Consider the following 9,547-nt stretch of genomic DNA (forward strand, 5'->3'; position numbering starts at 1 on the left):
AGCTTGCGACGAAAACTCAGTAACCGGCTTCTTTCTGATGCCGAAAGGCAAGTAGGTAAACAGCATCATCCGCACGCTCATGCCGGTAGAGTGCGACATAACCCGAATCACCGAACTCGATGATCAGCTCGCGCAGCTCCGGCAGTTCTGGAAAGGGACGACCGATTTCTGGGTCTTCCTCCAGTCGAGCGATTTGACGCTCAATCACTTGGGCAGCTCGTTGAGCGATCAGCGGGCCTTTCTCGACTAGAAACTGGCGACAACGCTCCAACCCTTGCGCAGCACCTTCGGTGAGAATCAATCGTGGCACTTAGGCAGCTCCGCCTCAGCCTCGGTACCCCAGGTATTGAGCCAGGCCCGAGTTTCTTCGCCGGTCAGATGCCGACCCGTTTCCTGATACGCCGCCCAAGACGCCAACGCTTCTTGTTTGAAGCCCTCACGGGCTTCCTCGCGCTCGACGTACTGCGCTATTGCTTCGCGCATAATCCAGTGGGACGAACGTTGACGCAGTCCCGCCAGATGCTGAATGCGCTTTTTTAGCTCGTCATCAATCTTGATAGAAGTGGCCATTGCCGAACCCTTGTTATCTAAAGGTATTACCTTTCGATAAGGTATCAGGCACCCAACGCAGCTGTCCATGCGCCGAAGGCGCGGATAATGTCACGCAGCACTGGCCTGGGAGGACAGGTGGGGCACAGATATGTATTTAAAAATAAGCCTGATTTACCCCGTCTCCCTCTAACTTCTGCTGCTCGCAAGAACAGGCTGTTCGATGATCAGGCGCTTGATATAGCGCTCAATCGCCTAACCACCAGCAAATTCAGCCTTGAACTGGTTACCTATTAAATAGAGTTCAGGCGGTCTTTCGGCCGCCTTCGCTGGCAAGCCAGCTCCTACACGGGCTGGCGTCAACCGATGACTACGCGGTGTCACCGCACATTCCGATACAACATCAACCGCGCGCCCTCATGCATCCCCCGCGTCAACTCCAGCAACCTCTCAAACTCCTGCGGATGCTCCTGCGCCACATCCTCACGCGGGGTGCTCGACGCCAAATCATGCAAGGTCGCGCCACTGCCGTCGTGCTGCATCTGCAACAAAAAGTCCTTGGTCACGCCGCCAATCACGGGAAACGTCCCTTCCCTCAATACCAACGGCACCACCCGCTCCCCTTCCGGTGCAGGCTGTTGAATGTCCCGCCCCATGGCGCCATTGGTGAAGGGCATCCCGGCCATGCCGGCTACGGTGGGCAGCAGGTCGGCGAGGCCGACGGCTTCTTCGAACACTCTGGGCTGCAACATCCCCGGGGCATGGATCAGCAGCGGTACGTTGTTGCTTTCCAGCCCTAGCTGTTCAAACGCGGGGGCCATGTGGGGGATCTGGCTGATGCGGGTGTTGTGGTCGCCGAAGAACACGAAAATCGTGTTGTCGTAGTAGCCGCCCGCTTTGGCGATCTCCATTAGGCGGCCGATGTTGAAGTCCAGCAGGCGCACGGCGTTGTATTGCTCCAGGCTGCGGGAACCGGCGGCCTGGACTTGTTCCAGGGGCAGGTCCTGGGCCTGGAAGCCGTCGTTGTCCTTGGGGATGGTGAACGGGCGGTGGTTGCCGGAAGTTTGCAGGTAGGCGAAGAACGGCTGGTCCTGGGGGATGGCGCGCAGTAGGCGGTCGCTTTCCTTGAACAGGTCAAGGTCGGAGATGCCCCAGACGTCCACCTGGGGCGATTGCCAGTGGCTTTCGTCGTACAGGCGCACGTTGTCGATGCTCTGGCGGATCAGGCCGTTGATGTTGGCCCAGCCGGCGTTGCCGCCGATCAGGTAGAGCTTGTGGTAGTCGCTGAAGGCGTTGATCAGGCTGTGTTGGCGGGTGATCAGGGGCTGGCGGGTGGCGGTCTCTTGGCGGGTGACGTCGGGCACGCCGGTGATGCTGGCCCACACGGTCTTGGCGGTGCCGGTGACCGGGACGTAGAAGTGTTTGAAGAACCAGCTCTGGCGGGCCAGGCGGTCGAGGTTGGGGGTGGGGTTGAGCGGGTTGCCGTAGGCGCCCACGGCGCTGGTGCCGAGGGACTCGAGCATGACGAAGATGACGTTGGGCGGCCGGGGGCGGTCGATGCGGTACGGCTGCACGCCTTGCTGGCGGGTGAAGCTCAGGCGCTGCGGGTCCGGGTAGTCGACGCCAAGGTAGCGGGCCAGGGCCGGGTAGTGTTGGCGCACTTGGGCTTCGTCGTACTGGGCTTGGCCGGCCTTGAGGGTGTCGTAGAAGAACAGCACGGGGTTCAGGCCCAGGGCGGCGATCTGGCTGTTGCCGGAGAAGTAGGCATCGCTCCAGCGCAAGGGCACGGGGTTTTCCAGGTTGAGGTTTTCTACCCGGCCCAGCAGGGCGAGGAACACGGCGGCGATGCCCAGGACGCTGACGCTGGCCAGGGACCAGCGGCCCAGGGTTTGCGCCGGGCGGTCGAGGGTCAGGCGTTCCAGGCGCAGCAAGGCGTAGCAGCACAGGGCCAGGGCGCTGCCCCAGGCGAGGACGATCCACAGCACCGGGTAGCTTTCCCAGAGCATTTGCCGGGAGATCTGTGCGTCGTCCAGGTAGCGCAGCACCGTGGCGTTGATGCGCACGCCGAGGTAGGCGTAGTGGCCGAAGTCGATGATGTACAGCAGCCCTACCCCGCCCAGTACCAGCAGCAGGTAGGCCCGGGCCAGCCAGCGCAGGGCTGGCTGGCGCAGCAGGTTCCAGCGCGGCAGCCAGGCCAGCAGGGCCAGGGGCAGCAGTATCAGCAAGGTCAGGCGCAGGTCGAAGCGCAGGCCGATGCCGAGGGTCTGGAGGATGGCCTCGCGCTGGTCGGCGGCGCTCAGGTCCACCTCGGAAAACCCCACGGCGAACAGCAGCCGCAGCAGTGCCAGCAAGCCGAATACCAGCCCGATTGCGCCCACGCCGTAGCGCAAGCGGCGTGATTGCAACCCGCCCATCATTGACCTCTGTGTGGTGTTGTCGAAGGCCGCGGCGCGGCCTGTTGGTTTACCCGGCAAGGGGCTGCCCGCGGCTGCGCTGGGCAAAGCGGCGCCACAGCCACAGCAGCAGCGCGCCGCTGCCGGCGATCAGGCAGTAGCCCGCCAGCAGCGGGTCCAGCAGGTAGTCCCAGTAGTTTTCCGAAGGCTTCAGACGCAGGGCAAAGGCCAGGGTCCCGGCCGCCAGCATCAGTCCCCCCAGCAGGTTGCGCTGCCACAGCAGCACCAGCGCCGCCAGGCCCATCAGCACGATCATCGGCCGTGGGTTGTAGCCCCAGCGGTAGGGGTCGAGGTAGGTCAGGCCCAGGGTCGCGGGGTACAGGCTCAGGGTCAGGCCGATAAACAGCAGCAAAACCTGCACTCGGTGTTTGGCTGGCAAGGGCGCAATCACCCCCAAGTGCCGCAGGCTGACCCAGCCCAGCAGCACCAGGGTGCTGATGGCCAGGTCATCGGTGAAGCTGCGCACATAGGCCGCCAGCGGCAGCTGGTTCAGTGGAATAAAGCTGACCAGGGCCAGCACGGGCAGCAGCCAGGGCCGCCAGGGCGCGGTCAGGCGCAGGCTGCCGAGCAGCACGAAGCCCAGGAGGATAAAACTCAGGTGTGCTTGCCATAGCGACAGCATCACAAGCGCTCCGCCAGCCACGCCGCGTTGAAGCTGACGTGCTTGATAAAGGTGTTGTTCCAGGAATAGACCAGGTGGTACAGGCCGTCCGCCCCGCGGCTGAAGTAGGGGTATTCGTACTCGAAGTCGCAGCCCTGGGGCTTGCACACCCGGTAGTCGAGGTTGCTCAGGAAGCGCTGTTCCAGGGGCAGGCGTCGGGCGCCGCTGGAGGCGCGGAAGCCTTCGCCGATGATGTCCTTGTAGGCCTCGTGGGAAAACGGCTGGCCCAGGGGATCGGGGGACTGGTCCAGTTCCACCAGGGGCCGCCATTGGCTGAGGCCGGCATCGGTGCCGTACAGGCTGAGTTTGAAGCGTCCGTCCTGCAGGTCGTTGAGGGCCACCAGCACGCCCTGGTCGTCGGTGCCCACCGCCGCCAGCGATGAGTTGGGGTTGGACGGTTGCAGCGGATAGGGCTCGCTCCAGGTCTGCCCGGCGTCTTCGGTGCGGCTGGCCAGGACCTTGTGGTGGGTGTCGCCGGCGTAGCGCAGCATGGCCACGGCGCGGCGTTCGTCCAGGGGCACGATGGTCGGTTGCAGGGAGTGCTTGCCACGGCTGATGCGGAATTTGTCGATCACCGCACCGTCGGCGCTCAGGTACAGGTACTCGGCGAACTTGCCCATCAACTCGTGGTACACCGGCAGGCCGATCGAGCCGTCGGCATGGAACACCGGCGCGGCGCGCACCAGGGTGCTGATGTTGAAGAACGGCGAGGTCACCAGCTGTCGCGGCGCCGACCAGCTGCGCCCCAGGTCGTCGGAAACCATCAGGTTGATGGCGCTGGTGGCCCAGCCGCCCACCGACACCGAGACGTAGAACAGCCACAGGCGCTGGTCCGGGCCCAGGGCGATCACCGGGTTGCCGAGCTTGCGGATGTAGCGCCCGGTGCCGTCACGGGTTGATTCGCGGGTGGCCAGCACCTGCTCGGCGCCCCACTCTCCAGTCTTGGCGTCAAAGCGTGCGCTGCGCACCTGGACGTCGGCGGCGCCTTCCCGGGAGCCGGCGAACCACACGGCCATCAGGTCACCGCCGGGCAAGGCGGTCACCGAGGACGAATGCACGAAGTCATCCAGGTCAGAGGAGACGAAACGGCTGTTGTATTGCGGCGTACTGTTGGTCGTAGCCGTATCGCTGCTGACCACAGCCTGGGCAAACGGCGCCAGCTGATGGGGAGGATGGCTGCGCCAGGCGGCAATAAAGACGACGGCCAACAGCAGGCTGCCGCAGAGGAAGATCAGGCGAAAGGACAGCGCACGCATACAGGAGCCCGTGGCAAATACAGGGTGGGAACAAGGGAAAAACCATTAGTGCCGATCACTGTCCGGCAAGTGCCGACGGCGGCCGGTGAGCATCGACAACGGCAGGTTGTCGCGCACCTGCAGGCTTTCAAAAATCGCCGCGCACACATGCAACAGCACCAGCCCCAGCAGCACATCGGCGCTAGTCTCATGCACTTGCAGCGGCCAATCGGCGCCCCACAGGGCATCGATCTCTTGCATCAGGAAACCGCTGATGCCGATCAGCAACAGCGCCAGCAGCATCAGCAACATCACTAAAGCCCCGAGGGGCGAATGCCCCAGGCGATGCTCGGGGCGCCCGACCCGCAGCGAGCGCAGGTGCCGCGCCAGCCGGGCCCGGGTCGGCCAGAAGTCGGACCAGCGCGCACTGCGCGGCCCGACAAATCCCCAGGCTGTGCGCAACAGCAGCCAGGCCATGGCGTAGTAGCCGAGCCAGACGTGCCAGTCGTCACCGGCTTCATTGAAGAAGTAGTTGCCGATAAAGACCCCGGCGATGGACAGGTGAAACAGTCGCACCAGCGGGTCCCACAGCCGCAGGGAAGCCTCTGGCATCAGCCTTTGATCTCGGTCTTCACCGCCTTGCCGGTGACCGGGTCGTGGTAGATCTCGACCTTGCGCTTGTCCTTGTCGAAACCGTAGATCTCGTAGCAGTTGCCGTCGGTGACCTTGAACTTGCTGATCTCGTAGCCCTGGGCCTTGAGCTGTTCCTGAAAGGCCTTCTGATCCTGCCATTGCGAGCGTTCGGCGGTGGTGCATTGCGGGCCGGCGAGGGCCAGGGGGCTGGCGAGAACCAGGGACAGCAGGAAGATCTTGCGCATGGAGAACGCTCCGGTGATGGGGGAGATTCCACTGTGCAAAACCAAGCTTAGTGAAAGCTTAGTTGGCAACGCGCCGTAACATTTTCCCCGCGACAACCCCCTGCCGGCCAAGCTTGGCCGGCGTCATCATGCGCCCCTTCCCTGCCCCTCGCCCTACCGAGAACCGCCCATGCGCCTGCTGCTTGTCGAAGATGATCGTGCCCTCGGCCAGGGCATTCGCGTGGCGCTGAGCGCCGAAGGCTACACCCTGGACTGGCTGCAGGACGGCGCCAGCGCCCTGCACGCCCTGCGCACCGAAAGCTTCGACCTGTTGCTGTTGGACCTGGGCCTGCCGCGGCTCGACGGCCTCGAACTGCTGCAGCAATTGCGCGCCGCCCAGCAGGACCTGCCGGTGCTGATTCTCACCGCCCGCGACGGCACCGCCGAGCGCATCGCCGGGCTGGATGCCGGGGCCGACGACTACCTGGTCAAGCCCTTCGACGTCGAGGAATTCAAGGCCCGGGTCCGCGCCCTGCTGCGCCGCAGCCAGGGTCGTGCCCAGCCGCTGCTGGAACACGCCGGCATCCGCCTCGACCCGGCCAACCAGCAGGTGCATTACCAAGACAACGAAGTGGTGCTCACGCCCATGGAATACCAGCTGCTGCACCAGCTGATGGTGCGCCCGGGCAAGGTGGTGACCCGCGAGCGCCTGTCCCGGGCGCTGTACGGCTGGCAGGACCGGGTCGAGAGCAACACCCTGGAAGTGCTGATCCACAACCTGCGCAAGAAGCTCTGCAGCGAGCTGATCCGCACCGTGCGCGGCGTCGGTTACGTGCTGGCGCTCAAGCCATGAACTCGGTGCGCACGCGGATTCTGCTGCCGGTCCTGGTGCTGGTGTTGCTGGGGGATTTGCTGATCAGCTGGCTGGTGCTGCGCGACAGCCACCATGAGATCGAAGAGGTCTACGACGCCCAATTGGCCCAGAGCGCGCGCCTGCTGCAAGGGGTACTGCGCCAGCGCGACCCGGCCCAAAAGCCGGACGCGGCGGACTGGGAGCGCCTGCACCAGGCCTTCGACCAGGCCATGAGCCGGGTCGGCGTGGACGGCGCCGCCCACCCCTATGAAACCCGCCTGACCTTCCAGGTCTGGCGCGACGACGGCCAGTTGCTGATGCGCTCCGCCGAGGCCCCGCTGCTGGAGGCGCCGCCCACCACCCTGGGGGCCCACGACATCCTGGAAAACGGCAAGGACTGGTGCGCCTTCCTGCTGGCCGACCCGCAGCAGGGATTGCTGATCTGGGTCGGCGAGCGCGATGACATTCGCCAGGACCTGATCCAGCGCATCGTGCGCCATACCCTGTGGCCGACCCTGATCGGCGTGCCGCTGCTGGCGCTGCTGATCTGGCTGACCATCGGCTGGGGCCTGGCGCCGCTGCGGGCCATGGCCCGGGCCATTCGCGGGCGCAGCAGCGACACCCTGCAGCCGCTCGGCCTCAAGCCCCTGCCCCAGGACCTGGAGCCGATGCAGACCGCCCTCAACCAGTTGTTGGCCCAGATCGACAGCCTGCTGGAGCGCGAGCGTCGCTTTATCGCCGACGCCGCCCATGAACTGCGCACGCCCCTGGCGATCCTGCGGATTCATGCGCAGAACGCCCAGAGTGCCGGCAGCCCGGAGCAACGCCGGGAAGCCCTGGACTTTCTGGTGAGCGGCGTCGACCGGGCCACCCGCATCGGCAGCCAGTTGCTGACCATGGCGCGCATCGAACCGCAGCTGAACAGCCCGCGCCTGAGCCGCATCGACCTCAGCGCTCTGGTGCGCGAAGAGCTGGCGGAACTGACGCCCCTGGCCCTGGAGAAAGACGTCGAACTGGTGCTGGAAGGCGACGAAGGCTGCCTGATCGCTACCGACCCGGTGGCCCTGGCCATCGCCCTGCAGAACCTGGTGACCAACGCCCTGAACTTTGCCCCAGCGGGCAGCGAGGTACGGATCGGCCTGCGGCTCCAGGCGGACGGCGCGATGCACCTGTGTGTGGAAGATGCGGGGCCGGGTATCGACGAGCAGCAGCGCGAGCGTTTGCTGGAGCGCTTCTACAGCCAGGGCAATGCCAATGGCGCCGGGCTGGGGCTGGCGATTGTGCAGATGATCGTCAGCAAGATCGGCGGTCGCCTGGAGTTGCGCAATCGGCCTGAGGGCGGGCTGTGTGCATTGTTGTTGCTGGGGCCGGCGCTTTAGTCGGCGGCGCGAAGGGCCTATCCTGTGCGCCGCTCGGGAATGGGGGCGGCCTTGCGGGCGTATTCGCTGGCAAGCCAGCTTCTACACAAGCACGCCCCCGTAGGAGCCGGCTTGCCGGTGAAAGCGTCCGTAAGATCGCCTTCGTCGGCAGCCGACTCCTACAAACGAAATGACAATCAGGGAGACACCCATGGCCATGCCGGAACGGCTGAAACCAACACCCGCCACGCCGAAAATACGTGCGCTGATGAAGGGCTTGCTGAAGCAGATCCTCGACCGGATCTGGGACAACCAGGAACGGGAAAGCCCCGAGATCAATGCACTGATCCAGCAGTGGAACAGCCACGCCGGCCGGCCTTTCGAGTTCCACGAATTTCGCGATATGCACAGCCATACCAGCGCGGCGAACTTTCTGCGCACGGCCTTTCATCAGGAGCGCTACGTTGACGACCTGAGCTTCGCCGAGGCCTGCGCCGTGGCGGATTTCATCTGCCAGTGCGAGGGCACGGAATCTGATACGGACTACGCCCTGAACCTGCTGGAAACCAACTTCCCCGAGGCCAATGCCTCGGACCTGATCTTCTGGCCCAACGAGTGGTTTGGCGATCAAGATATGTTGCATATCGAGCTGAGCTCGGCGCAGATCATCGGTTATCTGATGGCGCAGTCTTCGCGGCAACTGCAGGATGCACCGCCGATCACCTTGCCCTACTCCATTCCACCGCAGCCATAGAGGCCATCGGGCTGGCCAGCTGCATAAGCACCGCCGTGGCCAGCCACAGGTAAGGGCGTCCAGTTCGCCCCTCGTTCAGCCCTGATCGCCGCCGCCCACCGGCAGCACCGTGCCGGTGATATAGGAGGCTTCGTCGGAGGCCAGGAACAGGATCGCCGCCGCCTGCTCGTCAACGCTGCCGTAGCGGTGCATCAGGCTGCTATCCAGGGTCTGGTCGACGATCTGCTGGTACCAGGCCTGCTCTTCGGTACTGGGCTCGGCGCTGTTGCGCGGAATGCGCCGCGGCGGTGCCTCGGTGCCGCCGGGAGCGGTGGCGTTGACCCGCACGCCGCGGCCGGCGGTTTCAAAAGCCAGGCATGCAGTGAGTGCGTTGATGCCGCCCTTGGCCGCGCCGTAGGGTACGCGGTTGAGGCTGCGGGTGGCGATGGAGGAAACATTGACGATGGCGCCGCGGCCCTGCTCCAGCATCTGCGGCAAGGCGGCGTGGCAGCACCACAAGGTGGGGAACAATGAGCGGCGCACTTCGGCTTCGATCTGCGCCGGCTCGTAGTGCTCGAAAGGCTTGGCCCAGATGGTGCCGCCGACGTTGTTGATGAGGATGTCGAGGCGGCCGAAGTGGTCGATGGCGGCGGCCATGATGCGGCTGCATTCGCTGTACTGCTCCAGGTCGGCGGTGAGGGCCAGCACCGGGTAGCGGGGGCTGAGTGCAGCGGCCAGTTCAAAGACCAGTTCGGAGCGATCCACCAACACCACGCGAGCGCCCTCTTCGGCCAGGCGTTCGGCAACGCGACGGCCGATGCCCTGGGCGGCGCCGGTGACCAGGGCGA

General features: G+C 64.9%; 11 protein-coding genes. 3 read left to right on the forward strand and 8 right to left on the reverse strand.

Annotated elements, in window-relative coordinates; translation table 11 throughout:
• Window positions 1-16 precede the first annotated feature (16 nt).
• From F6S12_RS19860 to F6S12_RS19890, 7 genes are all read right to left on the reverse strand, one after another.
• On the reverse strand, window positions 17-271 hold the full coding sequence (locus F6S12_RS19860) for a type II toxin-antitoxin system RelE/ParE family toxin (protein WP_243433848.1): 255 nt from the start codon (window positions 269-271) through the stop codon (window positions 17-19).
• Between the two features lie 26 nt (window positions 272-297).
• Window positions 298-570 (reverse strand): CopG family ribbon-helix-helix protein, encoded by a 273-nt coding sequence (locus F6S12_RS19865; protein ID WP_102864761.1) that lies wholly within the window; start codon window positions 568-570, stop codon window positions 298-300.
• A 359-nt stretch (window positions 571-929) separates the two neighbouring features.
• The gene (locus F6S12_RS19870) at window positions 930-2,963 is read right to left on the reverse strand and encodes an LTA synthase family protein (protein ID WP_315869240.1); all 2,034 of its coding nucleotides are present in this window, start codon (window positions 2,961-2,963) and stop codon (window positions 930-932) included.
• Between the two features lie 49 nt (window positions 2,964-3,012).
• A complete protein-coding gene (locus F6S12_RS19875; RefSeq protein ID WP_315869241.1) occupies window positions 3,013-3,624 on the reverse strand; it encodes a hypothetical protein in 612 nt (203 codons plus the stop codon).
• A complete protein-coding gene (locus F6S12_RS19880) occupies window positions 3,624-4,919 on the reverse strand; it encodes a sialidase family protein (RefSeq protein WP_315869242.1) in 1,296 nt (431 codons plus the stop codon). Before F6S12_RS19880 ends, F6S12_RS19875 begins: the two co-directional genes overlap by 1 nt.
• A gap of 45 nt (window positions 4,920-4,964) precedes the next feature.
• A complete protein-coding gene (locus tag F6S12_RS19885; protein WP_315869243.1) occupies window positions 4,965-5,510 on the reverse strand; it encodes a cytochrome b/b6 domain-containing protein in 546 nt (181 codons plus the stop codon).
• Complete coding sequence (locus tag F6S12_RS19890) at window positions 5,510-5,776, reverse strand: PepSY domain-containing protein (protein ID WP_315869244.1); 267 nt, start codon at window positions 5,774-5,776, stop codon at window positions 5,510-5,512. Before F6S12_RS19890 ends, F6S12_RS19885 begins: the two co-directional genes overlap by 1 nt.
• A gap of 169 nt (window positions 5,777-5,945) precedes the next feature.
• Between F6S12_RS19890 and F6S12_RS19895 the strand changes: the two genes are divergently transcribed.
• The 3 genes from F6S12_RS19895 (at window position 5,946) to F6S12_RS19905 (ending at window position 8,720) form a co-directional block, all read left to right on the forward strand.
• Window positions 5,946-6,608 carry a response regulator gene (locus F6S12_RS19895; protein ID WP_019092959.1) on the forward strand — a complete coding sequence of 221 codons (663 nt, stop codon included), beginning with the start codon at window positions 5,946-5,948 and terminating at the stop codon, window positions 6,606-6,608.
• Window positions 6,605-7,987: an ATP-binding protein gene (locus F6S12_RS19900; protein WP_315869245.1), complete on the forward strand. Its 1,383-nt coding sequence runs from the start codon at window positions 6,605-6,607 to the stop codon at window positions 7,985-7,987. The genes F6S12_RS19895 and F6S12_RS19900 overlap by 4 nt, the downstream gene beginning before the upstream one ends.
• Window positions 7,988-8,177: 190 nt before the next feature.
• Window positions 8,178-8,720 (forward strand): hypothetical protein, encoded by a 543-nt coding sequence (locus F6S12_RS19905; protein WP_315869246.1) that lies wholly within the window; start codon window positions 8,178-8,180, stop codon window positions 8,718-8,720.
• Between the two features lie 75 nt (window positions 8,721-8,795).
• Here F6S12_RS19905 and F6S12_RS19910 read toward each other — a convergent pair.
• A partial coding sequence (locus F6S12_RS19910) for a 1,6-dihydroxycyclohexa-2,4-diene-1-carboxylate dehydrogenase (protein ID WP_315869247.1) occupies window positions 8,796-9,547 on the reverse strand: 752 nt, incomplete at its 5' end.

The sequence above is a fragment of the Pseudomonas sp. JV245A genome, from assembly GCF_032424515.1.
Lineage (GTDB): Bacteria > Pseudomonadota > Gammaproteobacteria > Pseudomonadales > Pseudomonadaceae > Aquipseudomonas > Aquipseudomonas protegens.

Excerpts from the sequence above, each read along its gene's own strand:
- F6S12_RS19865 (WP_102864761.1), bottom strand. The coding sequence starts at position 570 with ATGGCCACTTCTATCAAGATTGATGACGAGCTAAAAAAGCGCATTCAG.
- F6S12_RS19870 (WP_315869240.1), bottom strand. The coding sequence starts at position 2,963 with ATGGGCGGGTTGCAATCACGCCGCTTGCGCTACGGCGTGGGCGCAATC.
- F6S12_RS19875 (WP_315869241.1), bottom strand. The coding sequence starts at position 3,624 with ATGCTGTCGCTATGGCAAGCACACCTGAGTTTTATCCTCCTGGGCTTC.
- F6S12_RS19880 (WP_315869242.1), bottom strand. The coding sequence starts at position 4,919 with ATGCGTGCGCTGTCCTTTCGCCTGATCTTCCTCTGCGGCAGCCTGCTG.
- F6S12_RS19885 (WP_315869243.1), bottom strand. The coding sequence starts at position 5,510 with ATGCCAGAGGCTTCCCTGCGGCTGTGGGACCCGCTGGTGCGACTGTTT.
- F6S12_RS19890 (WP_315869244.1), bottom strand. The coding sequence starts at position 5,776 with ATGCGCAAGATCTTCCTGCTGTCCCTGGTTCTCGCCAGCCCCCTGGCC.
- F6S12_RS19895 (WP_019092959.1), top strand. The coding sequence starts at position 5,946 with ATGCGCCTGCTGCTTGTCGAAGATGATCGTGCCCTCGGCCAGGGCATT.
- F6S12_RS19900 (WP_315869245.1), top strand. The coding sequence starts at position 6,605 with ATGAACTCGGTGCGCACGCGGATTCTGCTGCCGGTCCTGGTGCTGGTG.
- F6S12_RS19905 (WP_315869246.1), top strand. The coding sequence starts at position 8,178 with ATGGCCATGCCGGAACGGCTGAAACCAACACCCGCCACGCCGAAAATA.